Raw genomic sequence first — 24,705 nt, forward strand, 5'->3', positions numbered from 1 at the left:
ACCGTGCACCTTCTCCATGTCGGCAGGCATATACTGATATGTACATCACCGGGAAGGAGGGAGCCAAATGAAGCAGTACCCGCATGATGACACCATTCAGCGCACCGGTCCCAGCGGAGACGTAGATGATCTGATCTTCTGTACCGATCCGGCCTGGTCCGCCAGCAGCCGATAAAAACCGCCCGCCTTCGGGCGGTTTTTTGGTGCCCCTCTCTTTACATCGGCCCTGCCGTTGGGTATAATAATATGGCTATTTTACGGAAATGAGAGTGGATCTATGTTACAGTTTGATGAATATAAGGTAAAGCTCAACAACCTGCGGCCCGAGCTGGACGAGCTGGAGCAGGCGTTGGGCCTGGAGGCCGCCCGGCGGGAGGCCGAGATGCTGGAGTCGGAGTCCGCCTCCGACGGCTTCTGGGACAACCTGGAGAAGGCCCAGAAGGTGCAGCAGCGAGTGAAGAACCTGCGGGACAAGATTGAGGGCCAGGAGAAGCGCCAGAGCCAGTGGGAGGACCTGATGACCCTGTGCGAGCTGGGCAATGAGATGGAGGACGAGAGCTTGGTGCCCGAGCTGGAGGAGGGCTTTGCCAAGCTGCAGGCCGACATGGAGGAGGCCAAGCTGTCCACCCTCTTCACCGGCGAGTACGACAACTCCAACGCCATCCTTACCTTCCACGCCGGCGCCGGCGGTACTGAGGCCCAGGACTGGGCCCAGATGCTCTTCCGGATGTACACCCGCTGGGCCGAGCGTCACGGCTTCACCTGCAAGACACTGGACTACCTGGACGGCGACGAGGCCGGTCTGAAGAGCGCCACCATCCTCATCGAGGGTGAGAACGCCTACGGCCACCTGCGCAGCGAGCACGGCGTGCACCGTCTGGTGCGGGTATCCCCCTTTGACGCCAATGCCCGGCGGCAGACCTCCTTTGCCGCCATCGAGGTTATGCCCGACCTGCCCGAGGACGCCGACGTGGAGATTCGGCCCGAGGACTACGAGATGCAGGTGTTCCGTTCCTCCGGCGCCGGCGGTCAGCACATCAACAAGACCTCTTCTGCCGTCCGACTGATCCACCATGCCACCGGTATCGTGGTGTCCTGTCAGACCGAGCGCAGCCAGTTCCAGAACAAGGACACCTGTCTGCGGATGCTGCGGGCCAAGCTGGTGGAGCTGAAGATGCAGCAGCACGCCGAGAAGATCTCCGACATCAAGGGCGTCCAGCTCAAGATCGAGTGGGGCAGCCAGATCCGGTCCTATGTGTTCATGCCCTATCAGTTGGTGAAGGACAACCGCACCGGCTACGAGACCAGCAACGTCAACGGCGTCATGGACGGCGATCTGGACGGCTTTATCAACGCCTATCTGAAGGCGGAGGCTACCGGCAACTGGGCGGAGAAATAATCCGCCGAAGGAAAAGGAGAATTTGCCATGCGCAAGGTACTCTATCTGCTCAACTATGCGGGCAAGGCGGGGACGGAGCGGTATGTGGAAACTCTGGTGAAGTACCTCTCGGCCGACGGATTGGTGCAGCCCTTCTTTGCCTATAACGAGGGCGGGCTGCTGGTGGAGCGGCTGGAGGCCATGGGGGTCCCCTGCCGCCAGGTCACCATGCGCCGCCGGTTCGATAAGCAGGCCGCCAGAGCGCTGGCCGACCTGTGCCGGGAGTGGGATATTGATCTCATCCACTGCCACTACCTGCGGGAACACTATACTGCCCTGCTGGCTAAAAAGTACAACAAAAAAATCCGGGTGGTGTACACCAACCACTTTGTGTTGGCCAACGACTTCATCACCCGGCTGTCCAACCGCTGGATGGACAAGCGGCAGGACCAGATGATCGCCGTGTGCAACAAGGGCAAGGAGCAGCTCATTGCCAACGGCTGGAGCGCCGACCGGATCCAGGTCATCTTCAACGCGGTGGATCTGGAAGCCTGGGCGGGGGACCGCTCGGAATCCACCCTTCGCTCCGAACTGGGTCTGCCCGAGGACCGGTTTGTCATGCTGTGCGCCTCCCGCTTTGCCGACGACAAGGGACACAAGTACCTCATTGACTCGGTGAAGCGGCTGACCGAGCTGACGGACAAGCCCTTTACCCTGGTGCTGGCGGGAGACGGCCCTCTGCTGGAACCCTCCAAGGCCCAGGTCAAGGAGCTGGGGCTGGAGGAGCAGGTGAAGTTCATCGGCTTCCGCAAGGATATCAAGAACCTGTACAAGGGCTCCGATCTGTACGTCAACTCCTCTCAGCATGAGGCACTGTCCTTCCTCATCATCGAGGCTATGGCCGCCGGTCTGCCGGTGATTGCTACCGATATGGGCGGCAATTCGGACATTGTAAATGACGAGGCGGGCTGCGGCCTGCTGGTGACCTATGACGACCCCGACTCCATGGCGGGGGCCATGAAGCGGTTCCTGGAGGACCCGGATTTCAGAGCGGCCTGCCGGGAAAACGCCCTGCGGACCATCGAGGAGAAGTTTGAGATCCACAAGATGGCCAAGGTTACCTACGGTGTGTACGAAAAAGCCCTTCACGACTGATTCCAAGGAGTAAAAACCTGATGTCTATCGCAAAAAACAGCCTGTTTCTTCGTTTTTTCCTGGCCTTCTGGCTGGGACTCAGACAGGCCTGGGCGGGCAGTCTGCCCGGACGGGCCTGCGCGGGCCTGGAGCGGTGGTTCACCCGGCAGCTGCGGGGGAGCGTTCTCTTCCGCTTTGTCTGGCGGGAGGGAGTCATCCCAAAGGCCTGGCCGGACAGCCTGATCTGTAGGCTGCTCACCGCTATCATCAACATCCCCTGTGCCATCTGTAAGTGGCTCTACAAGATCGGCCGCCCGGTATGGGACGGCAGCTTGTTCTGCCGCTTCCTGGGTGCCGTGGGCGGGGCCGGATTCTTTTTCCTGGGCCTGTTCATGCTGGTGATGCTGGTGGCCCCCCATGAGATGTGGAACAACACCTATGGCCTGCTGGGCGCGGTGGCTGTCACCGGCCTGTTCGTCATCGGCAGCGCCTCCCGGGCAAAGGACCGGCTGGAGCTGGACACCCTGGGGCCCTATATGAGCCTCTATATGGCCTTTATCTGCATTGCTCTGGCCGGGTCCATCTCTACCCGCCTGTCCATGCGCTTCTTTGCCTTCCACATTACAGCCTTCCTGCTGGTGCTGCTGGTGGTAAGCTCCGTGCGGAAATATGAGCAGCTCCAGCTGATGGTGGCCTTGGCGGTGCTGGGTATCTCCATCGCCTCCATTTACGGCTGCTACCAGGGATATATCGGCGTGGAGGTGGTGGCCTCCCAGCAGGATATGACCGTCAACGCCGGTATGCCCGGCCGGGTCTATTCTGTCTTTGACAACCCCAACAACTTTGCCGAGCAGCTGGTCATGCTGCTGCCTCTGGAGCTGGCCCTCTTCCTCAACTCCCACTGGCGGGGCAAGATACTCTCCCTGCTCGCCCTGTGCGTGGGCGTGGTGGCCATCGGCCTTACCTACGGCCGCTCCTGCTGGATCGGGCTGGCCCTGGCGGTGGTGGTGTTCCTGGCCCTCATCGACTGGCGGTGGGTGCCCCTGTTCATTGTGGCCGGACTGGTGGCCATCCCCTTCCTGCCGGAGACCATCTACAACCGGATCCTCACCATCACCAACACCGAGGACAGCTCCACCCAGTACCGCTTCGAGATCTACTCCACTACCAGCAACCTGATGCGGGACCACTGGGTCAAGGGTATAGGATTGGGTACCGATGTGATGAAAGAGGTATTCCAGACCTATCCCACCAACTTTGACGGCACTTATCCCATCCATACCCACAACAACTATTTGCAGATGTGGGCGGAGACCGGTATCTGGGGCGTGATTTCCTTCCTGGCCCTGCTGCTCTACCAGCTTAAGAGCGGCGTGAAGGCCTTCCGGGCTGCTCTGGATAAGCGCACCAAGCGGATGCTGGCGGCGGCCCTGGGCGCCTTCTGCGGCATCCTGGTGGTGAGTGTGGCGGAGTATACCTGGTTCTACCCCCGCAATATGTTCACCTACTGGTTCCTCTTCGGCGTCATCGCTGCCTGCGTCAAGTTGGTCAGACAGCAACAGAAAAAGGCATAACGAATAGAAGCACAAAAAAGCGTCTGCCTCGGCAGACGCTTTTTTTATACTTTCTTGTTAGCAGGGTTCCCGAGTCATCATTTCCAGAATCACATGGTCGGTCTCCCGCATCCCCTGGCGGCCCAGTTCGCCCACGTTCTGAATGGTGTGCTCCACGCCGTCGCTGATGATGCCGTCGCCGGTGCGGAACTCCTGGCCGTTCTGGTACATCTGATAGCCAAAGATACCGGCCTCCACCGCCATACTGATCTTGGCGGCGCAGCTGGATTTGGCGCCGTCGCACACCACGCCGGAGTGGAAGGCCAGGGCATTGACGATGGTGTGCTTCACTTGATCGTAACCGCCGCCCAGCAGGTAGCAGATACCGGCCCCGGCGCCTGCGCCGGCGCTCACCGCACCGCAGAAGGCGGACAGACGGCCGATATAAGTCTTTTGGTGGATGGTGCACAGGTCGGACACTGCCAGCGCCCGGTACATCCGCTCTTCCGGAATGCCCAGGGAGCGGGCGTACTCAATGACGGGCACCGAGGCGGTGATGCCCTGGTTGCCGCTGCCCGAGACAATGACCACCGGCATCTCACAGCCGTTCATCCGGGCGTCGGAGCCGGCGGCGGCCTTGGCCCGGGCCCGCCGCTCCAGAGAGGCCTCGGTGCTCATGAGTACCTTGCCCACGTTGGCCCCGTAGGCGTGGAGCAGGCCCTCCTCCGCGATGGCCATGTTGCACTGGATCTGGGGGTCCAGCAGGGGACGCAGGTCGTCTACATCCACGCTGTCGGCAAAGTCCACGATTTCCTGAATAGAGAGAATGGAGCGGTCGGTGAGGGCGGTTTCCTGCTCGCCCTCCACCGGAATGTCGATCTCCTTCACGCCGTCCTTTTCCAGCAGCACGATGTTGGTGTGGTAGTTGACGATGCGCAGGGTGACGGTATGGCCGCCGCCAGTAAGAGTGACGGTATAGTCGAAGGTCAGGGGAGTATCGGCCAGATGGACCCCGATGGGGTGGGAGCGGAGGAAGTCAGTCATTTCTGCCTTCTGTTCCTCCGTCACCACGGAAATAACCTCCAGCACTTTGTCCGGGTTGCCAGCCACCAGCCCGGCGGTGACAGCGGCAGGGATGCCCTTTAATCCGCCGGTGTTGGGGACAATGACGCTCTTCACATTTTTGATCAGATTGCCGCTGACCTGGACAGAGACGGTTTCGGGCAGGCAGCCCAGGGCCCGACGAGCCACCGCCGCGCCGTAGGCCAGCGCGATGGGCTCTGTGCAGCCCATGGCGGGGACCAACTCTTCCCGCAGAATTTGCAGATAAGCTTGATAATGGGGGTCGGTTTTCTTCATGAACAGATCTTCCTTCCTGCGGGCTCCCCAAGAAGCGCGCTTTCTCCTGTTATCTACATGATATCCGACCTTCCCCCAGTTGTAAAGAGGTCCTTTCCATCTCAGGAAAGGACCTCTTTATTTTGGCGGAAGTTTGAAATTCAAAAAATCTTTTTCTTCGGTGTACGCAACCGTCCAACTTTTGGGGGTGGAACCGCTAAAAGTGAAGAGACCATGGAGTCTCTTCCAACAGCGAGCGGGGCGGATACAGGGCTGGGGCGGCCGCTCCGGGAAAGAGGAGGTGAACAGGATGGCCAGATTGCAGGAATTATCCGGGCAGTATCGGGAGGCGGCCGCCCGGCTGAGGTTGGGCCTGGAGGCGGCTAAGCAGCGTCTGGAAAGCCAGGAGGGAACAGAACGACAGGTGACCAATCGGGAGATCCTGATGCTGCGGCAGATGCTGCGGGAGATGCGGGAACTGCGGCAGCTGGCGGAGGAATACTACACCCGGCCCAGAAGCGGAAAATATACCACCGCCGACCTGACCGCGCCCCGAATCAACGAGGAAAAGCGATGAGCAGAGCCAGAGAGATCAGAGAACGAATCAAGGTACTGCGGGAGCAGAAGGTAGCCCTTCAAACGGAGCTGGATGGGGCGCAGGGGAGAGAGAAGAAAGCCCTCCGGCTGGAACTGGCCCGGGCCGAGGAGGATCTGACGAATTGCGCCCGGCAGCTGCGGGAACTGATGCCCCGGCACAGGATCAGTCGAGGTACCACCTGGGCCGGGGTGGACGGCTGGCGGTGGGACAGAATGCAGTATAAGACCTGGGCGGAGGTGGAAGGCGCGGAGGCGCCGGAGGGCCCCACGGAACAGGACAAGATGCGCCTGGCGGTACGGACGGCCCGGACGGGGATCACGCCTGTCCAGAAAGCTTATCTGGCAGGTATCGACGGTGGCAATCCTCAGGCCCAGGTGGCCCGGGAGGCGGGGCGGAACCGCTCCACTGTATGCCGTACGCTGCAACGGGGGCAAAAACGGATTGCGGAGGACGCTAAGTTCCTCTATCGGCTGCTGGACTGCCAGGAGGGAGGCCCTCTGGTGGTGGACCTGGGGGAGCGGTCGGTGCTGAAAGCAGTGCTGGACCGGCTTACCCTCCGGCAGCAGACCTATTTGTATCTCTATTATGGCGAGTGGCTCTCCCTGCGGGAGATCGGAACTTTGCTGGGGGTGGACCATGCCTCGGTACTGCGGTCCATCCGGTGCGGACTAAAGAGGCTGGAAAGTTTGACCCTGGGAGAACAGGTGGAGGTACGGGGACTGGAGAGCCTGGAGGAGCGGCTGATGGCCCACTTCAATGACCTGCCTCCGGAGGAGACACGGGAGAAGCGTACTTATCAAAAGCGAGGTGTTCCGGCTGCCGATCACAAGCCGATATCGCTGACACAGCGGCTGCTTCGTCTGGTGCGGGGCGGACAGATACGGATTGTAGAGGCGGGTGCGCCTGATCTGTCCCTCGGGACGGATGGCTGGAGCAGCGGCAGGCTGCTGGACTGGCTGAGGGAGCAGGGGGAGGGGCGGAAGGAAAAACGGGCTTGGCTGCGCAAGTTGTTGTATCACTTACTAACATGGATGAGGAGGGATCTGGATGTTGACCATCATTGAGATCAAGGCCAGAGCGGACGGCGGTCACGGCTTACAGAGCCAGAGCCACCGAACGGAGTGCTGGCTGGAGGGGTGGGTTGCGGTGCCGCCCCAGCTGGAACAGGCGGCGTGGGACTGCTGCGGCTACTGCGAACTGGACATTCAGGACGGCATTCTGGTGGGGCTGACCCCCGGTCAGGTGCCGGAACCGGAACCCACACCGGAGCCTGAACCTACGGAATTGGAGCAGCTGCGGGCGGATGTGGACTTTCTGGCCATTATGACGGGGGTGGAACTGTGAACGTGTACGAGTTGGCCAAAAAATATTATCCCAGACTGTGGGATGAGCAGCGTATACAGGCCCTGGCAGAGGCAGGCAAGCTGACAGAGGAAGAAGCTGCGGCAATTCTCAGCCAGACGGAAAAAGCATAGAGCATGATCGTGTAAACAGCCGCCCCGTGAACCGCTTCTGTGGAAGCAGGCTCACGGGGCGGCTGTTTTGTTTTTTACAGGGATAACAGGACGGAGGGACGGTCCTCTCCAGGCGGGGTACAGAAGCGGACAAACTCCTCCATCTCCCGGGTGGCCCATTTCTCCCGGTGATAGAAGATCTGGCCATACATTACCGCCTTGAGGTCGCTGACATCCACAATGGCCAACTTTCCTTGGCGCACCGGTTCTTCCACCAGAAAACGGGGCAGGAAGGACAGCCCTTCCGTCTCCTCCAGAACTCGAAGAAGGAAGGAGGCGTAGCTGCTCTCCAATGCAGGGATAATGGCCTGGCCGAAGGCGGCCAGTCGCTGGTCCAGCAGCCGCCGGTAGTTGGCGTCCCGCTCCGTCAGATAGAAGGGCTTGTCCAGCAGGTCCACCAGCTTGTGGGAGCGACCGCTCAGCGCAGCGCCCAACGAAGCGGAGGCGACCACCACTACCTCCTCCTGCAGCTCCAGCATTTTGCACCAGCTGTTGTTGTAGAGCGGTTCATCCAGAATGTAGATGATATCCAACTCACCCCGCTCCATTTTGGTGATGATCTCCTCCGGCGTACCCGTGGTGATCTGGATGCTCACCTGGGGATGCCGTATCCGGAAATTCCGGATGATACCGGGCAGTCGGGCATAGCAGAGGGATTCCAGTGTCCCGATATGGAGCTGGCCCCGCAGGGTTTCATCCTCACCGGCCAGAGCCAGCTTGGCTTTGGATACATCCTGAATGATGCTGATGGCGCTGTCCAGAAAGACCTTCCCCTGTCCGGTGAGACACACCCGCTTTCCCATACGGTCAAAGAGCCGGACCCGCAGTTCCTCCTCCAGAAGGCGGATTTGTACCGTGACGGCGGACTGGGAATATCCCAAACTGGCCGCCGCTTTGGAGAAACTTTGAAATTGGGCCACCCGGATGAATGTGGTCAGCTGACGCAGCTCCATAATGCAAGCCTCCTGCCATACCGGTGAGTTTGATATTAAGAAAATTCAATTATATGATAAATTAGATTTATTTGATTTAATTATTGTGCAATGTTATACTAAGGCCCTCCAAAAGTCAATAGGGAAATGGACAAAATAGAGAAAGTTAAGGGAGGAACTTATATGGCAAAGAAAAAGATTAAAATCGGCCTGATCCCGAAGCTCATCATTGCAATTATCCTTGGTATCTTGTTTGGCTCCTATATGCCGGAGTGGTTCAACCGTGTGATTGTGACCTGCTCCTCGATTTTCAGCACATTCCTGTCCTTCATCATCCCGCTGATGATTGTGGCCTATGTGACCATGGGCATTGCCAACCTGCGCAGCGGCGCCGGTAAGCTTCTGCTCATTACAGTGGCCCTGTCCTATGTGTCTACGCTGGTGGCGGGTTCCGCCTCCTATCTGGTTTCCTCCAACCTTTTCCCCTCCTTCATGAGTGAGGGCGCCCTGGACCAGATTGCCCAGACGGCGGATGTTTCTCTGGAAAGCTATTTTTCTCTGTCCATTCCTCCACTGCTGGATACCCTGTCCGCTGTTACCCTGGCCTTTGTGCTGGGGCTGTGTCTGTCCAATATGCGGGGCAAGGAGATTGGTGACAGCCTTTACCACGGTATGGAGGATTTCTCCGCCATTATTGATAAGGTGCTCCATGTGGTCATCATCCCCCTGCTGCCCCTCTACATCTGCGGCACCTTTACCAACATGACTGCCTCCGGAAAGACGTTCGCCATTCTGGGCATCCTGTGGAAGGTGTTCCTGGTGGTCATCGCCATGCACCTGATCTATATCTGCATCCAGTTTATTGTGGCAGGTGCAGTATCCAAGAAGAATCCCTTCGCTCTGATTCGCAACCAGATCCCCGGCTACGCCACCGCCATCGGCACTCAGTCCTCCGCTGCCACCATCCCCGTCAACCTGGAGTGCGCCAAGAAGGACGGCATTCTGGAGGAGATCCGCAATTTTGTGGTGCCGCTGTGCGCCAACATCCATATGGCCGGTTCCATGATCACCATCACCGCCTGTGCCACCGCCGTGTGCCTGATGTACCAGCTGCCCATCAGCCTGGACACTGTGGTGCCCTTCATCATGACTCTGGGCATTGCCATGGTGGCCTCCCCCGGCGCCCCCGGCGGCTCCATCATGACCGCGCTGCCCTTCCTGTACATGGTGTTCGGTACCGAGGCCGGCGATGTGAACGGCCCCATCTGTGCCATCATGGTGGCCCTCTATATTACCCAGGATTCCTTTGGCACCGCCTGTAACGTATCCGGTGACAACGCCATCGGTACCATTGTCAATGCCATCTACCAGAAATTCATTCTGAAGGCGCCTGCCGCCTCGGAGGAGTGATTCTATGTCGTTCATCAGCGTATTCGACGTATTGGGACCCAATATGATTGGTCCGTCCAGCTCCCACACTGCCGGTGCGGTGCTTATTGCCAACGTGGCTCACAAGCTGCTGGCGCCGCCTCTGAAGAAGGTGGACTTTACCCTCTACGGCTCCTTTGCCAAGACCTACCACGGCCACGGCACGGACCGGGCCCTGCTGGGCGGTATCATGGGTTTCTCCACCGATGATCTGTGCATTCGGGACTCCTTCCGCATTGCCAACGAGCGGGGCCTTGCCTTCTCTTTTACTCCCAATGAGGTGGAGACCGACATCCACCCCAACACCGTGGACATCCGCATGGAGAACGCTGCCGGACAGGTCATGACCGTCCGGGGCGAGTCCCTGGGAGGCGGCAAGATGCACATCGTGCGCATCAACGGCGTCCGTGTGGACTTCAGCGGCGAGTACGCCTCGGTGGTGGTGATCCAGCAGGACAAGCCCGGCGTGGTGGCCCACCTGACCAAGGTGCTCAGTGACCGCAACGTGAACATCGCCTTTATGCGTCTGTTCCGGGAGGGCAAGGGAGATACCGCTTACAGCATCATCGAGTCGGACGGTACTCTGCCCGAAGGCATCGATGAGGAGCTGCGGGCCAATCCCTATATCCAGGACGTTATGATCGTCCAGTCGTAAGGAGGTAGGAACATGGACTTTAAAAATGCCAATGAGCTGCTGGCGCTGTGCCGGCAGGAGGGGTGTTCCATCTCTGAGATCATGCGTCGCCGGGAGTGTATCCTGGGGGAGACCACGGTGGATACGGTGACCCGGCGCATGAAACGGGCATTGGAGATCATGCGGGAGTCAGCCACTATTCCGCTGACCAGCCCTGTCCGCTCCATGGGCGGACTCATCGGCGGCGAGGCCAGGCATCTGGCCGCCCACGCCGCCAAGAAGAAGGATATCTGCGGACCTGTACTTCAGAAGGCCATTACCTACGCCATGGCGGTGCTGGAGGTCAACGCCTCCATGGGCCTGATCGTGGCCGCCCCTACCGCTGGTTCCTCCGGCGTGGTGCCCGGCCTGCTGCTGGCCCTTCAGGATACCTATCACATCTCGGACGCCCGGATCATAGACGGACTGTTCAACGCCGGCGCCATCGGATACCTGGCCATGCGGAATGCTACCGTGGCCGGTGCGGTGGGCGGCTGCCAGGCGGAGGTGGGCATTGCCGCTGCTATGGCTGCCTCTGCTGCCGTGGAGCTGATGGGCGGCGAGCCGGAGCAGTGCATCAGCGCGGCCTCCACCGTGCTGATGAATATGCTGGGCCTGGTGTGCGACCCGGTGGGCGGTCTGGTGGAGTACCCCTGTCAGAACCGCAACGCCGCCGGGGTAGCAAACGCGCTGGTGGCCGCCGAGATCGCCTTGAGCGGGATTCAGCAGCTGATCCCCTTTGACGAGATGCTGGCCGCCATGTACCGGGTGGGCCGCTACCTGCCCGCCGAGCTGCGGGAGACCGCACAGGGCGGCTGTGCCACCACCCCTTCCGCCTGCGAGCGGTGCGGGTGCTGCGGCTGACAACTTAATACAAAATAAACATGGCCGCCCGTCAGGGCGGCCATGTTTTGCATCTTGAAAGGGAAATAGGGGCTTACTCCAGCACCGCGCCCCGGGAGGCGGAGGTGACCAGCTTGGCGTACCGGGCGAGATACCCCGTTTTGACTTTGGGCTCGGGGCATACCCACTTGGCCTTGCGCTGGGCCAGGGTGGCCTCGTCCACCTGAACCTCGATCTTGCAGGAGGGGATGTCGATGGAGATGATGTCGCCCTCCTCTACCAGGGCGATGGGGCCGCCCTGAGCAGCCTCGGGGCAGACGTGGCCGATAGCGGCGCCTCGGGTGGCTCCGGAGAACCGGCCATCGGTGATGAGAGCCACGCTTTCGCCCAGACCCATACCCACGATAGCGGAGGTGGGGTTGAGCATCTCGCGCATACCGGGACCGCCCTTGGGGCCCTCGTAGCGGATGACTACCACGTCGCCGGGGACAATCTTGCCGGCGTAGATGGCGGAAATAGCCTCCTCCTCGCTGTCAAAGACACGGGCGGGGCCGGTGTGGGCCATCATCTCAGGAGCCACAGCGGAGCGCTTCACCACGCAGCCCTCAGGGGCCAGATTGCCCTTGAGCACGGCAATGCCGCCGTCGGGGGAGTAGGGATTCTCGATGGGGCGGATGAGCTCCGGATTGCGGTTGGTGACGCCCTCCAGATTCTCCTCCAGAGTCTTACCGGTGCAGGTCATGACGCTGGTGTCCAGCAGGCCTTTCTTGGTCAGCTCCTTCATCACGGCGTACACGCCGCCGGCACCCTCCAGATCCTCCATGTAGGTGTCGCCGGCGGGAGCCAGGTGGCACAGGTTGGGGGTCTTGGAGGAGATCTCGTTGCTCATGTCCAGATCCAGCTCGATGCCGCACTCATGGGCGATGGCGGGCAGGTGGAGCATGGTGTTGGTGGAGCAGCCCAGGGCCATATCCACCGCTTCGGCGTTGTGGAAGGCGGCAGGGGTCATGATGTCCCGGGGACGGATGTTGTTCTTCACCAGTTCCATAATCTGCATACCGGCGTGCTTGGCCAGCCGCAGCCGGGCGGACCACACGGCGGGAATGGTACCGTTGCCCCGCAGGCCCATGCCGATGGCCTCGGTGAGGCAGTTCATGGAGTTGGCGGTGTACATACCGGAACAGGAACCGCAGGTGGGGCAGGCGTTGTTCTCGTAGTCCTCCACGCCGCACTCGTCCAGCTTGCCGGCCTTGTAGGCGCCCACCGCCTCAAACATATGGCTCAGGCAGGAGCGGCGGCCGTCGTTGAGCCGGCCGGCCAGCATGGGACCGCCGGAGCAGAAGATGGTGGGAATGTTCACCCGGGCGGCGGCCATCAGCAGGCCGGGCACGTTCTTGTCGCAGTTGGGGATCATGACCAGACCGTCGAACTGATGGGCAATGGCCATGGCCTCGGTGGAGTCGGCGATCAGATCACGGGTGACCAGAGAATACTTCATGCCGATGTGGCCCATGGCGATGCCGTCGCACACGGCGATGGCGGGAAACTCCACCGGAGTGCCGCCGGCAGCCCGGATGCCGGCCTTGACTGCTTCGGCGATCTTGTCCAGATTCATGTGGCCGGGGACGATCTCATTGTAGGAGCACACCACGCCGATGAGGGGACGCTCCAGCTCCTCCTTGGTGTAGCCCAGAGCATAGAAAAGGGAGCGGTTGGGAGCGCGTTCCACGCCCTTGGTAACATTGTCGCTGCGCATGGGGAATGACCTCCTTCTATGTATCACTTGCGTTGTATGATAACGCTTGCATTGTCTGACTATATACTATATGATAGAGGCAGAACTGTCAAGGACTGACCAGAAGGGAAGTAGGGTATGGAGAAAAAAAGTTTGGCTCAGCAGACGGCGGAGGGATTGTACAGCCGTATCGTGGTGGAGAAGGGACTTAAGCCGGGGGAGAAGCTGCCCAACGAGGTGGAACTGGCCGGGGAGCTGGGGGTGAGCCGGGCCACCCTGCGGGAGGCCATCCGCACCCTGACTGCCCAGGGGGTGCTGGAGGTGCGCCGGGGCAAGGGTACCTTTGTGTCGGCGGCGGTGGAGGAAATGGACGACTTCGGCTTCTCCAGCCTGGAGCGGGTACGGGGGCAGTTGCGGGACCTGTTTGAGCTGCGCTCTATTTTTGAACCCAGGGCTGCCGCCCTGGCCTGCCAACGGGCCACAGAGGAGGAGCTGGCAAATATCCTGGCCCGGGGAGAGGAAGTAGAGCGGTGCATCCGGGCGGGGGAGGACCGGACCCAGGCCGACCGGGCCTTTCACGCCGCCATCGTCCGGGGCGCCCACAATGAGTTTCTGGTGCGGCTGCTTCCCCTCATCGATCAGGCGGTGTCCGCCGCTCTGACGGCGGGGGAGCACCAGGAGCAGCTGGCCGAGGACACTTGCCGGGACCACGCTCTGTTGATGGAATTTTTCCGCAAGCGGGATGGCGAGGGAGCGGGCTATGCCATGGCCATACATATGCGCCACTCCATGGATGTGATGGGGCTATAAAAAAGCGGCCCCCAGACGGGGGCCGCGCAAGGCGTTGGGTCACAGACTCCGAAGGTCCGTGTCCATCAGGAAGGGCATGGAAGTTTGGATCAGATCAATGCGCTGGTCAAAGGCTTCTGAATCAAAATTGTCGCCGGAATCAGACATGGCCTGGGCAAATTCCTGGTCGGAGGCGTCCAGCAGAGCGCATACCGGAGTAAGGAATTCCTCCCACTGTGCAGCGACTTCCATCAGGGCGTCATAGCCCTCCTGATAGTAGGGAGGGGGCGTCAGCTGGGACAGAGCATCCTTCACCTGATCGTAGGAAGCCTGGGCGGTGCGATAGGCCTCCCGATAGGGTTCCGTATCAAAACTGATGGTGAAGTTGATGGTCTGGAAGAACTCGTGGATACCGCTGGTGAACGCACCTACCGCCTCCAGGGCTTCCTGCTGGAATATCACAGCGTTCTGGACTTCAGCGGTCTGATAGGCGGTTCCGGCCAGAGTAGTGGTCAGTACCAGCTCTTCCGGATGCTCGGAGGCCTCCGGCGGGATCTCAACAATACAGTACAGGGTGAAATCCCGCAAAGGCGGCAGGGGGGTATGGCCGGCATAGGCGTTGCCGTTGCCCGCGATATCCTGATCAAATTCCGTATATTCATATTTTCCCTGGTAAAATACCTTATTAGAGAGTACGGTTTCCGGAATGAGATCGTCCTCCGTGGCGCCGGTATTTTTGATGTTGTAGATAGCGCACAGGTAGTCGCTGTCATCCTTGGCATCCAGACTGATATTTTCATCCACCACTGCGTCCAGAATGACCACCCCTTTCAGGGTGAGCTCAGCGGTTTCTGATGTGATGGTCTGGCCAGCGGTCAGTTCTTCCAGCGTCTGAGCCGGTGCGGCGGAAGGACTGTCAGGTGCTCCGCCGCAGGCGCACAGAGAGACAGAGAGTGCCAGAGCCAGGGCCCCAGGCAGCAGCCGGTGATATTTCATTGCATTTTCCTCCTCATCAGATTATATACACCTGTACTATAGCATGAGGGGAGGGAGTCTACAATGTGCTGGGAGCATAGTGGTGTTTGGGGGGATTGACGGAAGAGAAGGAGCCACCTATAATGAAACCACGATAAAAGGGGGTGGACAGGTGATCGACGAAAACGGCAGGGAAGTTGGCGGCTATGGGCTGCTGAGCCGCTACCGGGGAGAGCTGATGGGGATTGCCATGCTGTATGTCATGCTCTTCCACGCCTATGAGCTGAACGTGGCCTTCCTGCCTTTCAAATTGTTTCGGTCCATGGGCTTTGCGGGGGTGGACCTCTTTCTGGTGCTCTCCGGTATGGGAATCTGCTGTTCCCTGACCCGGCGGGAGCAGGAGTCCTACGGGCGCTACCTGGGCCGGCGGCTGCGGCGGTTGCTGCCCGCCTTCTGGCTGGTGGTGGGGATCTACAGTGCGGCCCTGGCCGCGGCCGGGCGGATCACCCCTGATGTGATCTTCTGGAATCTGTCCACCTTATCCTACTGGCTGAATGTGCCGGAGGGGTTCAACTGGTATATCTCCGCCATCCTGGTGTTCTATCTGGCGGCACCGTTCTATTTCAAGCTGTTCCGCCGCTGTGCCCATAAAGAGTGGCTGACCCTGTTCATCTATCTGATCAGCTACCTGCTCTATCGGGTAACCTGGGGGGCCGGGCTGCTGTATCTGCCGGATTTTCTGCTGCGTATTCCCGATTTTGCCATGGGCTTTCTGGTGGGCTCCTATGTGATGGAGGGCAAAAAACTCAATGCCCGGCACCTGGCGGTGTGGGTGACTTCAGCTGTTCTGGCACTGGCAGTTGTGGCCGGCTGGCTGGTCCAGCCGGTGATCTTCCCCCTGATTCTGGCGGTTGTGGTGGGTGTGATGCCTGTCTGCCTACTTCTGGGTAGAGTGCTGCACTGGTACCCCGGACGGTGGGTCCCTGCCTTCCTGCGTCTGGTGGGGGGGAGCAGCCTGGAGATCTACCTGCTCAACGTGGTGATCACCCGGGAGTTTGACCTACTGGCGCCCTGGCTGGACCATGATCCCAGACACATCGGCTTCTACCTCATTGCCTATACCTTTAATATCGCTTTGGGTGTGCTGCTCCACCGGGTACTGGAGCGGCTCATGAGGCGGTTTGCATCCTGAGTATAAAAAAGGTGGCCCTCCAGCCGGAGGGCCACCTTTTTTATATTGCAATTAGTTGGAAGCGGTATCCAGGTCGGTGTCGCCGCCCCAGATCATGTTCTTGCGCAGCTCCTCGCCTACGATTTCCATCTGGTGCTTTTTGAGGGCGGCGCGCTTGGAGTTGAAGAAGGTACGGCCGTTCTTGTTCTCGGCGATCCACTTGCCGGCGAAGGTGCCGTCCTGGATGTCGGCCAGCACGGCCTTCATGTTTTTCTTGGTCTCCTCGTAGGGCAGTACCCGGGGACCGGACACATACTCGCCGTACTCAGCGGTGTCGGAGATGGAGTAGTTCATGGCAGCCACGCCGCCCTTGTTGATCAGGTCGATGATGAGCTTCATCTCGTGGATGCACTCGAAGTAGGCGTTCTCGGGCTCGTAACCGGCCTCTACCAGGGTCTCGAAGCCGCACTTCATCAGATCCACCACGCCGCCGCACAGCACAGCCTGCTCACCGAACAGGTCGGTCTCGGTCTCGTCGTGGAAGGTGGTTTCCATGACGCCGGCGCGGGCGCCGCCGATACCGGCGATGTAGGCCAGGGCGATCTTATAGGCGTTGCCGGTGGCGTTCTGCTCCACGGCCACCAGGCAGGGCACGCCCTTGCCGTTGACGTAGGTGGAGCGGACGGTGTGGCCGGGGCCCTTGGGGGCAGCCATGAACACATCCACGCCGGCGGGAGGCACGATCTGCTGATAGCGGATGTTGAAGCCGTGGGCGAAAGCCAGGGCCTTGCCCTCGGTCATGTAGGGAGCGATATCCTTCTTGTAAACCTCAGCCTGAACCTCGTCGTTGATGAGGATCATCACAATGTCGCCCCACTGAGCGGCCTCAGCAACGGTTTTGACCTGGAGCCCGGCCTGCTCGGCCTTGGCCCAGCTCTTGGAACCCTCACGCAGGCCAACGCACACATCGCAGCCGGAATCCTTCAGGTTCATGGCGTGGGCGTGGCCCTGAGAGCCGTAGCCGATGATGGCGATCTTCTTGCCGTTCAGGTAGGACAGATCACAGTCCTTCTCGTAATACATCTTAGCCATAGTCTTTGCACTCCTTTGTCAAATGAAGGTTTTTTCTTGTCCACGATGATAACACAGCGGGGAAGAAAAGAATGATAAGTGTGATACAATCTCAGAAAAGATTTCGGCGTGGCTTGTATTTCTAAAATATTACAGGAAATTCTTCCCGAGATTAAATTCGGTTTGCTCCTTGGTCTCGTCCTCAATGGTATAGGCGCCCCGCTCCAGGGCCAGTTCCCAAACGTGCAGGCACGTTTGGGACCCCTCCAGGCGGATTTAACCTCCTCGGCGGAAGTGAATTCCGCCTGCGGCAAGGTTTTGCTGCGCAAAACGCTTGGACGCCGCACAGCGGCGGGCCGCCGGTAGCGGCCTGGTGGCCCTTCTTAAAGGAAGTTTTTGCCCAGGTTGAACTCGGTTTGCTCCTTGGTCTCGTCCTCAATGGTATAGGCGCCCCGCTCCAGGGCCACCATGCCGGTGCGGACCAGCTCCAGGATGCCGAAGGCCTCCAGCAGCTTCTGCATGGCCTCCGCCTTGGTCTCATCGCCGATGAGGGCCAGGGTCAGGGATTTCAGAGATACGTCGATGATGGAGGCCCGGAAAATGTTGGCGATCTGGATGACCTCGTTGCGGATGTCGTGGGTCTCCGCCTTCACCTTGAACATCACCAGCTCACGGCGGATGGAACGCTCCGGCTTCAGCTCCTGCACGGAGTAGACGGGATACTGCTTACGCAGCTGGTTCATGATCTGCTCGATCATGGGGGCGTCGGCCCACACCTCAATGGTGATACGGGACACCGTGGGATCGTCGGTGGTGCCCACGGCCAGAGACTCGATGTTATAGCCCTTTCGGGAGAACAGCCGGGAGACCTGGGACAGGACGCCGGCGGCGTTTTCAACCAGCACCGAAAGGGTGCGGCGGGTGGCATTCATTTCATTCATATTCCACACCCTCCTTAGTCCAGAATGAAGTCAGTGACCGGCGTACCGGCGGAGATCATGGGATGGACCATGGCGTCCTTGTCGATGGCGCACTCGATCACATAGGGACGGCCGGAGGCCACGGCACGACGGAAAGCGGCCTCAAATTCCGGCTGGGTGGCTGCACGCTCACCCTGGATGCCGTAGGCCTCCGCCAGCTTCACAAAGTCGGGGCCCCGGTCCAGGTCGGTCTGGGAGAAACGTTTGTGATAAATCAGGTTCTGCCACTGGCGTACCATACCCAGGGTCCGGTTGTTGAAGATCACGGTAATGACCGGGATGTTATAGTGCTCGGCAGTACACAGCTCATGGCAGTTCATGCGGAAGCAGCCGTCGCCGGTGCACTGGACCACCACCTTGCCCGGGTTGCCCACGGCGGCGCCCATGGCGGCACCCAGGCCGAAGCCCATGGTGCCGAAGCCGCCGGAGGTGATCAGCTGGCCGGGGCGGGAGAAGTGGTAGTACTGGGCGCACCACATCTGGTGCTGGCCCACGTCGGTGGTAATGATGGCGTCCCCGTCGGTGACCGCCTGAATGGTCTCCAGAATCTCATGGGGGTGGAGAATGTCGTCCTTCTTCAGGGGGATCTCCTTGTGGGAGAACACCCACTCCTTCCACTCGGGATAGTCGTGGGCGGGCAGCTTGGTGTTGAGCAGCTCCAGCACCCGACGGGCGTCGCCGATGATGTGGTGGTCGGTGACCACGTTCTTATCGATCTCGGCGCGGTCAATATCGATGTGGACGATTTTGGCGTTGGGGGCGAAGGTGGCGGGGTCGGTGGCCACCCGGTCGGAGAAGCGGCAGCCAATGGCGATGAGCAGGTCGCACTGATCGCTGGCGTGGTTGGAGGCGTGGGAGCCGTGCATTCCGATCATGCCGGTGAACAGCGGGTGGTCACCGGGGCAGGCACCGCCGCCCATAATGGTGGAGGCCACCGGAGCATTGAGGGTCTCAATGAACTTCCGGAACTGAGGCACAGCGCCCTTGGAGCGGATCACGCCGCCACCCACCAGCACCAGGGGACGGCGGGCCTCCTCGATCATGTCCAGCAGGGTCTGGATGTCGCCGGCGTCGGGCTCGGGAGCCTTCAGCTCGTGGCTGGCCCGGCGGAGCATGGCGGCCAGACGGCCGTGGTTGGGGTGCTCAGACAGGGGCAGGGGCTCATACTCCGCCTCAGCGGCGGTGACGTTCTTGGCGATGTCCACCAGAACCGGACCGGGGCGGCCGGTGCGGGCAATGGCAAAGGCCTCACGGATCACGTCGGCCAGCTGGTTGGGGTCCTTCACCAGGTAGTTGCACTTGGTGATGGGCATGGAGATACCGGTGATATCCACCTCCTGGAAGGAGTCCTTGCCGATCAGGTTCTCGCTGACATTACAGGTAATGAACACCACGGGGGAGGAGTCGTAGTAGGCGGTGGCAATGCCGGTGGTCAGGTTGGTGGCGCCGGGGCCGGAGGTGGCGAAACACACACCCACCTTGCCGGTAGCCCGGGCATAGCCGTCAGCGGCGTGGGAGGCGCCCTGTTCGTGGGCGGTGAGGATGTGACGGATCTTATCCTTATAGCCGTGCAGCTCGAACTCGTCGTATACATTTAGAATGGTGCCGCCGGGGTAACCGAATACGGTATCCACCCCCTGCTCCAGCAGACATTCCATCAGGATCTGGGCTGTTTTCATTCTCATGGTGGAAAAGACCTCCTTTGGCTGGTATGGGAGAAAAACAACATGGCGGCTTCGTCCCATAGGACGAAGCCGCCATAACACTCCGTGGTACCACCTAACTTCGCGGGCATACCCGCGCACTCATGCCCCGGTAACGGAGGGTAACCGTCCCCGCCTACTGCCTTCGGCGGAGCCGCTCCCGGGTGACCTTCCGATGCGGCCTCACGGGAGCTTACACCAACCGCTCCCTCTCTGCGCTTATGCGCCGCCCGTACTGTCCCGGTCATCGCATTTGAAGCGTCCATCCCAGAGGATGAACTGCAAGTTGTAGGTATAATCATAGCTTTCCCGGTGGGTTTTGTCAATCTGCCATTTGAAACTTCTGCATTTTAAACAAGTAAAGTACCGTGGCAGGGGGACAGAATCCACGGTTCCGCCAATTGGAAAACTGGCTGGTATAGTTTTTCAAAAAGGAGGAAAAGCAAGGAAGAATTCAGCTTTTTGATAAAACTGGTGAGTTTAAATGAAAAAACGGTGAGAAATTTGACGGTTTTAACTGGACAATTTGTGTGCTTTGCGATATGATAATTCTGTTTGAGATACCGGTCAAACAACTCAGAAAAATGGCCCGTGTGTGGGTCAGATTTGCGAGGTGGACCTATGAAGCAAAGCTTTTACGGCGGCGTGCATCCCCATGACCGGAAGGAGCTGGCACGCCACAAGGAGATAGCGCCTCTGAGCGCTGCTCCCAAGCAGGTGGTCATCGCTATGTCCATGCATATCGGTGCTCCCTGTAAGCCCATCGTTGCTGTGGGCGATCACGTTAAGGTGGGTCAGAAGATCGGCGAGATCGCCGGTCTGGGCGCCCCCATCCACGCTTCGGTCTCCGGCGAGGTCAAGGCGGTGGAGCCCCGTCCCTATGTGGGCGGCGGCAAGTGTATGTCGGTGGTGATCGAGAACGACTTCCAGGATACCTGGGGCTCCGAGCTCGTTCCCCATCTCGATTACACCAAGCTGAGCACCGATGAGATCGTCAACATTGTGAAGGAGGCTGGCCTTACCGGTATGGGCGGCGCCGGCTTCCCCACCCATGTGAAGATCAGCTCGGGTATTGGCAAGGTGGACACCGTGATCCTCAACGGCGCCGAGTGTGAGCCCTACATCACCGCCGACCATCGCCTCATGCTGGAACATGGTGAGAAGGTTGTAGGCGGTCTGCGCATCCTCATGCAGGCCTTCGGCCTCAAGAGCGGCGTGATCGGTGTGGAGGCCAACAAGGAGGATGCCATCGAGCACCTGCGTGCTCTGGTGGGCGGCAAGGGTGACATCACTGTGGAGTCTCTGCGGACCCGGTACCCCCAGGGTGCTGAGAAGCAGCTGATCCAGCGCATCACCGGTCGTGAGGTGCCTCCCGGAGGCCTGCCCGCCCATGTGGGCTGCGCCGTGTTCAACGTGGGCACCGCTGCTGCTGTGTACGATGCCGTGGTGGAGGGCAAGCCCGTCACCCACCGTGTGATCACCGTCACCGGCGACGCCATCCAGGAGCCCAAGAACCTGATGGTGCCTCTGGGCGTATCCTTCCAGGAACTCATCGACGAGGCCAAGGGCTTTAAGGAGGAGCCTGAGCGCATCCTCACCGGCGGCCCCATGATGGGCATCGCTCAGTATGATCTGAACGTGACGTGCATCAAGGGCACCAACGCCGTGCTCTGCCTCACCAAGCATGAGGCCGCTCCCGTGGTGGAGGAAGAGGTCTGCCTGCGCTGCGGCCGCTGCGTCAACGTCTGCCCCATGCACCTGACTCCCGTGTATATGCACCTGTATGCCGAGAAAGGTATGTGGAAAGAGGCGGAGGCCCTCAACGTCATGGACTGCATCGAGTGCGGTTCCTGCAACTACATCTGCCCCGCCCGCATCCATCTGGTCCAGTCCTTCCGCGTGACCAAGGGTGAGCTGCGGAATCTGGCGGCCAAGGAAAAAGCGGCAAAGGAGGCGGCCAAAGCATGAATGAGGAAAAGAAGCTGAATCTGACGGTGGCCTCGTCCCCCCACGTGGCCTCCCCCATCGATACCCAGAACCTGATGCGCGATGTGCTCATCGCGCTGGTGCCCGCCCTGGTCATGGGCGTGGTGTTCTTCGGCCCCCGTGCTCTCGTTGCCACTCTGATCTCTGTGGTGGCCTGCGAGTTCTTTGAGTGGGGCTACCGCAAGCTGATGAAGAAGTCCTGCGCCAACAAGGACCTGTCCGCTGCCGTTACCGGCGTGCTGCTGGCCTTCGTGTGCGCCCCCACTCTGCCTTACTGGATGCTGATCATCGGCGATTTCTTCGCCATCGTGGTGGTCAAGCAGCTCTTCGGCGGCCTGGGCCAGAACTTCATGAACCCCGCCCTGGGCGGCCGTGCCTTCCTGATGCTGTGCTATCCTGTAGCCATGACCACCTGGGCACCCCAGGGCATCGGTACGCAGTACTGGCCTGACCTACTGGGTGGCACTACCACCATGGCCGGCGCCGACATCGTTTCCGGCGCCACCCCCCTGTCCGCCGATTTCATGCACAAGGGCCTGCTGCCCACCGATGTTTCCCTGCTGGATGCCTTTGTGGGCAACAAGATGGGCTGTATTGGTGAGATCTCCGCGCTCATGCTGCTGCTGGGCGGCCTGTACCTGATCTGGCGGGGCGTGATCCGTGCCCGCATCCCCGTGGCCTACATCGCCACTGTGGCCGTGCTTACCTTTGCCTTCCCCATGGGCGGCAATGACCGGCTGACCTGGATGCTCTATCAGCTGTGCACCGGCGGCCTGATGCTGGGTGCCTTCTTCATGGCCACCGATTATGTGACCAGCCCCGTTACCAAGAAGGGCGAGGTCATCTTCGGCATCGGCTGCGGTCTGCTCACCGTGTTTATCCGCTACTTCGGCGGCTATCCCGAGGGCGTGTCCTACTCCATCCTGATCATGAACTGCTGCGTGTGGCTCATCGATAAGGTGGGTAAGCCCAACCGCTACGGCGTCACCAAGGAAATGAAGGCTGCCGCCAAGGCCGCCCAAAAAGCCGGGAAGGAGGGCTAAACCATGAGCGAAACTGTAACCAAGAAGAAAGAGCCCGGCATGGCGACCCTTGTCATTGTGCTCTTTGCCATCTGCGCCGTTACCGCTCTGCTGCTGGGCCTGACCAACGAGGTCACCAAGCCCTACATTGCGGCCAATAACGAAAAGACCACCCAGGAGGCCATGGCTGCCGTGCTGCCTGCCGACAGCTATGAGAAGGTTACCGATCAGTACACCGGCGGCGATGCCACCGTGGAAGACGTCTACAGCGCCGGCGACGCCGGCTATGTGGTGCAGGTCAAGCCCGCCACTTCCTTCAGCGGCAACCTGACCATCATGGTGGGCGTGGACGCCACCGGAGCCTGCTCCGGTGTGTCCATCGTTAAGACCGGCGAGACCTCCGGCCTGGGTTCCAATGCCAGCAAGGAGGATTTCCGTGCCCAGTTCGTTGGTGCCACTGGTGAGGTCAATGTGACCAAGGATGGTGGCACCATCGACGCGCTCACCGGCGCCACCATCACCTCCCGAGGCGTATGCGAGGCGGTTTCCTCCGCTATTGCCGCCGCGGCCAGCATGGGTTAAGGAGGGAACGAACCATGAATGCAAGAAAACAACTGATGGACGGTCTGTTCTATCAGAACCCCGTTACCGTCCAGCTGCTGGGTATGTGTTCCACCATGGCCATCACCACCACCCTGTTCAACGGACTAGGCATGGGTGTGTCTGTGCTGGTGATCCTGACCCTGGCTAATATCATTATCGCTGCTCTGCGTAAGATTATTCCAAACAATATCCGTATTGCCTGCTTCATCGTGGTCATTGCCGGTTTCGTGACCATCGTGGACCTGATGCTCCAGGCATTCGTACCTGCCCTGTCGGCCAGCCTGGGTCTGTTTATCCCCCTGATCGTGGTAAACTGTATCATTCTGGGTCGGGCCGAGTCCTTCGCCTACAAGAACGGCATCGGTGCTTCCGCCATGGACGGTATCTTCCAGGGCCTGGGCTATACCATGATCCTGGTAATCATGTGTGTTATCCGTGAGTTCCTGGGCAATGGCACGATCATGGGCGGCCTGCTGGAGATCGGCAAGGACGGCAACCTGGTCTTCGGCCTGGGTACCGCCGCCGGCATTCGCATCCTGCCCGAGGGCATCCCCGCTCTGGGCATGATTCTCCCCGTGGGCGGCTTTATCACGCTGGCCGTGCTTATCGCTGCCATGCAGTACATCCTGAACAAGCCCAAGAAGGGCGAGAAAAAGGCTGAGGAGGTGGCCAAGTAATGGATTGGGCAAACCTGTTTACCGTGGCCCTTGGCGCCATCCTGGTCAATAACTTTATCGTGGCTCAGTTCCTGGGCATCTGCCCCTTTATGGGCGTGTCCAAGAAGGTGGAGACGGCCTCCGGCATGGGCCTGGCGGTCACCTTCGTCATGGGTCTGGCTTCCGCTATCTGCTGGCCCATCAATGAGCTGATTCTGGTGCCTCTGGGGCTGACCTTCATGCAGACTGTGACCTACATCCTGGTCATCGCCGCCCTGGTGCAGTTCATTGAGATGTTCCTGAAGAAGTCCATGCCCTCCCTCTATGAAGCCCTGGGCGTGTACCTGCCCCTGATTACCACCAACTGCGCCGTGCTGGGCGTGGTGCTGCAGAACACCCAGAACAGCTACGATTTTATTACCAGCGTGGTATACGGCGTCACTGGCGGTATCGGCTTCCTGCTGGTCATCGTGATCTTCGCCTCCATCCGTGAGCGGATGGAGTTCTCCAAGTGTCCCAAGGCCTTTGAGGGCTTCCCCATTGCCCTGATGGCCGCCGGCTTGGTGGCCCTGGCCTTCATGGGCTTCTCCGGTCTGAAGGTCTTTGGTTAAGGGAGGCGGATG

Annotated in this window: 24 protein-coding genes and 1 other annotated feature; of the genes, 17 read left to right on the plus strand and 7 right to left on the minus strand. The window is 60.0% G+C overall.

Going from position 1 to position 24,705, the window contains the following annotated elements:
• The first annotated feature begins 277 nt into the window (after positions 1-277).
• Genes prfB through B5G40_RS05195 form a run of 3 tightly spaced genes read left to right on the plus strand, consistent with a single transcriptional unit; the run spans position 278 to position 4,086 of the window.
• The gene (gene prfB, locus B5G40_RS05185; RefSeq protein ID WP_087266901.1) at positions 278-1,399 is read left to right on the plus strand and encodes a peptide chain release factor 2; all 1,122 of its coding nucleotides are present in this window, start codon (positions 278-280) and stop codon (positions 1,397-1,399) included.
• 27 nt (positions 1,400-1,426) lie between these two features.
• Positions 1,427-2,533, plus strand: coding sequence for a glycosyltransferase (locus tag B5G40_RS05190; RefSeq protein WP_087398978.1), 1,107 nt, complete (start codon positions 1,427-1,429; stop codon positions 2,531-2,533).
• 20 nt (positions 2,534-2,553) lie between these two features.
• Positions 2,554-4,086, plus strand: a complete 1,533-nt coding sequence (locus B5G40_RS05195; protein ID WP_087398979.1) for an O-antigen ligase family protein — start codon at positions 2,554-2,556, stop codon at positions 4,084-4,086.
• Positions 4,087-4,143: 57 nt separating this feature from the next.
• Here B5G40_RS05195 and B5G40_RS05200 read toward each other — a convergent pair whose 3' ends face one another.
• Positions 4,144-5,430, minus strand: coding sequence for a serine dehydratase subunit alpha family protein (locus B5G40_RS05200; protein ID WP_343286725.1), 1,287 nt, complete (start codon positions 5,428-5,430; stop codon positions 4,144-4,146).
• Between the two features lie 283 nt (positions 5,431-5,713).
• Between B5G40_RS05200 and B5G40_RS05205 the strand changes: the two genes are divergently transcribed.
• Genes B5G40_RS05205 through B5G40_RS16610 form a run of 4 tightly spaced genes read left to right on the plus strand, consistent with a single transcriptional unit; the run spans position 5,714 to position 7,476 of the window.
• Positions 5,714-5,980, plus strand: a complete 267-nt coding sequence (locus B5G40_RS05205; RefSeq protein ID WP_087187697.1) for a hypothetical protein — start codon at positions 5,714-5,716, stop codon at positions 5,978-5,980.
• The gene (locus B5G40_RS05210) at positions 5,977-7,065 is read left to right on the plus strand and encodes a hypothetical protein (RefSeq protein WP_087398981.1); all 1,089 of its coding nucleotides are present in this window, start codon (positions 5,977-5,979) and stop codon (positions 7,063-7,065) included. The genes B5G40_RS05205 and B5G40_RS05210 overlap by 4 nt, the downstream gene beginning before the upstream one ends.
• Positions 7,049-7,345 carry a toxin-antitoxin system toxin subunit gene (locus tag B5G40_RS05215; RefSeq protein ID WP_242959249.1) on the plus strand — a complete coding sequence of 99 codons (297 nt, stop codon included), beginning with the start codon at positions 7,049-7,051 and terminating at the stop codon, positions 7,343-7,345. Before B5G40_RS05210 ends, B5G40_RS05215 begins: the two co-directional genes overlap by 17 nt.
• Positions 7,342-7,476: an XkdX family protein gene (locus B5G40_RS16610; RefSeq protein WP_140399779.1), complete on the plus strand. Its 135-nt coding sequence runs from the start codon at positions 7,342-7,344 to the stop codon at positions 7,474-7,476. Before B5G40_RS05215 ends, B5G40_RS16610 begins: the two co-directional genes overlap by 4 nt.
• 74 nt (positions 7,477-7,550) lie before the next feature.
• Here B5G40_RS16610 and B5G40_RS05220 read toward each other — a convergent pair whose 3' ends face one another.
• On the minus strand, positions 7,551-8,468 hold the full coding sequence (locus B5G40_RS05220) for a LysR family transcriptional regulator (protein ID WP_087398982.1): 918 nt from the start codon (positions 8,466-8,468) through the stop codon (positions 7,551-7,553).
• 162 nt (positions 8,469-8,630) lie between these two features.
• Between B5G40_RS05220 and B5G40_RS05225 the strand changes: the two genes are divergently transcribed.
• The 3 genes from B5G40_RS05225 to sdaAA are packed head-to-tail and all read left to right on the plus strand — an operon-like array spanning position 8,631 to position 11,412.
• Positions 8,631-9,857: a dicarboxylate/amino acid:cation symporter gene (locus tag B5G40_RS05225; RefSeq protein WP_087328812.1), complete on the plus strand. Its 1,227-nt coding sequence runs from the start codon at positions 8,631-8,633 to the stop codon at positions 9,855-9,857.
• A 4-nt stretch (positions 9,858-9,861) separates the two neighbouring features.
• Positions 9,862-10,530 carry an L-serine ammonia-lyase, iron-sulfur-dependent subunit beta gene (sdaAB, locus tag B5G40_RS05230; protein WP_087266883.1) on the plus strand — a complete coding sequence of 223 codons (669 nt, stop codon included), beginning with the start codon at positions 9,862-9,864 and terminating at the stop codon, positions 10,528-10,530.
• 12 nt (positions 10,531-10,542) lie between these two features.
• Positions 10,543-11,412: an L-serine ammonia-lyase, iron-sulfur-dependent, subunit alpha gene (sdaAA, locus tag B5G40_RS05235; protein WP_087328813.1), complete on the plus strand. Its 870-nt coding sequence runs from the start codon at positions 10,543-10,545 to the stop codon at positions 11,410-11,412.
• Between the two features lie 73 nt (positions 11,413-11,485).
• On the opposite strand, the gene ilvD is transcribed toward sdaAA, so the two are convergent.
• A complete protein-coding gene (gene ilvD, locus B5G40_RS05240) occupies positions 11,486-13,147 on the minus strand; it encodes a dihydroxy-acid dehydratase (protein ID WP_087398983.1) in 1,662 nt (553 codons plus the stop codon).
• 117 nt (positions 13,148-13,264) lie between these two features.
• Between ilvD and B5G40_RS05245 the strand changes: the two genes are divergently transcribed.
• A complete protein-coding gene (locus tag B5G40_RS05245) occupies positions 13,265-13,936 on the plus strand; it encodes a FadR/GntR family transcriptional regulator (protein ID WP_087328817.1) in 672 nt (223 codons plus the stop codon).
• A gap of 39 nt (positions 13,937-13,975) precedes the next feature.
• On the opposite strand, the gene B5G40_RS05250 is transcribed toward B5G40_RS05245, so the two are convergent.
• Positions 13,976-14,911 carry a hypothetical protein gene (locus tag B5G40_RS05250; protein ID WP_087398984.1) on the minus strand — a complete coding sequence of 312 codons (936 nt, stop codon included), beginning with the start codon at positions 14,909-14,911 and terminating at the stop codon, positions 13,976-13,978.
• A 151-nt stretch (positions 14,912-15,062) separates the two neighbouring features.
• Between B5G40_RS05250 and B5G40_RS05255 the strand changes: the two genes are divergently transcribed.
• On the plus strand, positions 15,063-16,082 hold the full coding sequence (locus B5G40_RS05255; RefSeq protein ID WP_158099485.1) for an acyltransferase family protein: 1,020 nt from the start codon (positions 15,063-15,065) through the stop codon (positions 16,080-16,082).
• A gap of 51 nt (positions 16,083-16,133) precedes the next feature.
• On the opposite strand, the gene ilvC is transcribed toward B5G40_RS05255, so the two are convergent.
• From ilvC to ilvB, 3 genes are all read right to left on the minus strand, one after another.
• Complete coding sequence (ilvC, locus tag B5G40_RS05260; RefSeq protein ID WP_087266863.1) at positions 16,134-17,153, minus strand: ketol-acid reductoisomerase; 1,020 nt, start codon at positions 17,151-17,153, stop codon at positions 16,134-16,136.
• Between the two features lie 362 nt (positions 17,154-17,515).
• A complete protein-coding gene (gene ilvN / locus B5G40_RS05265; protein WP_087187708.1) occupies positions 17,516-18,073 on the minus strand; it encodes an acetolactate synthase small subunit in 558 nt (185 codons plus the stop codon).
• A gap of 14 nt (positions 18,074-18,087) precedes the next feature.
• Entirely contained in the window at positions 18,088-19,797 is a 1,710-nt protein-coding gene (ilvB, locus tag B5G40_RS05270) for a biosynthetic-type acetolactate synthase large subunit (RefSeq protein ID WP_087187709.1), read from the minus strand.
• A gap of 56 nt (positions 19,798-19,853) precedes the next feature.
• Positions 19,854-20,072: a binding site (T-box leader), on the minus strand.
• Positions 20,073-20,436: 364 nt separating this feature from the next.
• Between ilvB and rsxC the strand changes: the two genes are divergently transcribed.
• Genes rsxC through rsxA form a run of 5 tightly spaced genes read left to right on the plus strand, consistent with a single transcriptional unit; the run spans position 20,437 to position 24,693 of the window.
• A complete protein-coding gene (rsxC, locus tag B5G40_RS05275; protein ID WP_087398986.1) occupies positions 20,437-21,783 on the plus strand; it encodes an electron transport complex subunit RsxC in 1,347 nt (448 codons plus the stop codon).
• The gene (locus B5G40_RS05280) at positions 21,780-22,844 is read left to right on the plus strand and encodes an RnfABCDGE type electron transport complex subunit D (RefSeq protein ID WP_087187711.1); all 1,065 of its coding nucleotides are present in this window, start codon (positions 21,780-21,782) and stop codon (positions 22,842-22,844) included. The genes rsxC and B5G40_RS05280 overlap by 4 nt, the downstream gene beginning before the upstream one ends.
• 3 nt (positions 22,845-22,847) lie before the next feature.
• Positions 22,848-23,405, plus strand: coding sequence for an RnfABCDGE type electron transport complex subunit G (locus B5G40_RS05285; RefSeq protein ID WP_087187712.1), 558 nt, complete (start codon positions 22,848-22,850; stop codon positions 23,403-23,405).
• A 14-nt stretch (positions 23,406-23,419) separates the two neighbouring features.
• Positions 23,420-24,103, plus strand: a complete 684-nt coding sequence (gene rsxE / locus B5G40_RS05290; protein WP_087187713.1) for an electron transport complex subunit RsxE — start codon at positions 23,420-23,422, stop codon at positions 24,101-24,103.
• Positions 24,103-24,693 (plus strand): electron transport complex subunit RsxA, encoded by a 591-nt coding sequence (gene rsxA / locus B5G40_RS05295; protein WP_087187714.1) that lies wholly within the window; start codon positions 24,103-24,105, stop codon positions 24,691-24,693. Before rsxE ends, rsxA begins: the two co-directional genes overlap by 1 nt.
• Positions 24,694-24,705 lie beyond the last annotated feature (12 nt).

It is taken from the genome of Flavonifractor sp. An9 (genome assembly GCF_002161245.1).
Taxonomy (GTDB): Bacteria; Bacillota; Clostridia; order Oscillospirales; family Oscillospiraceae; genus Flavonifractor; species Flavonifractor avicola.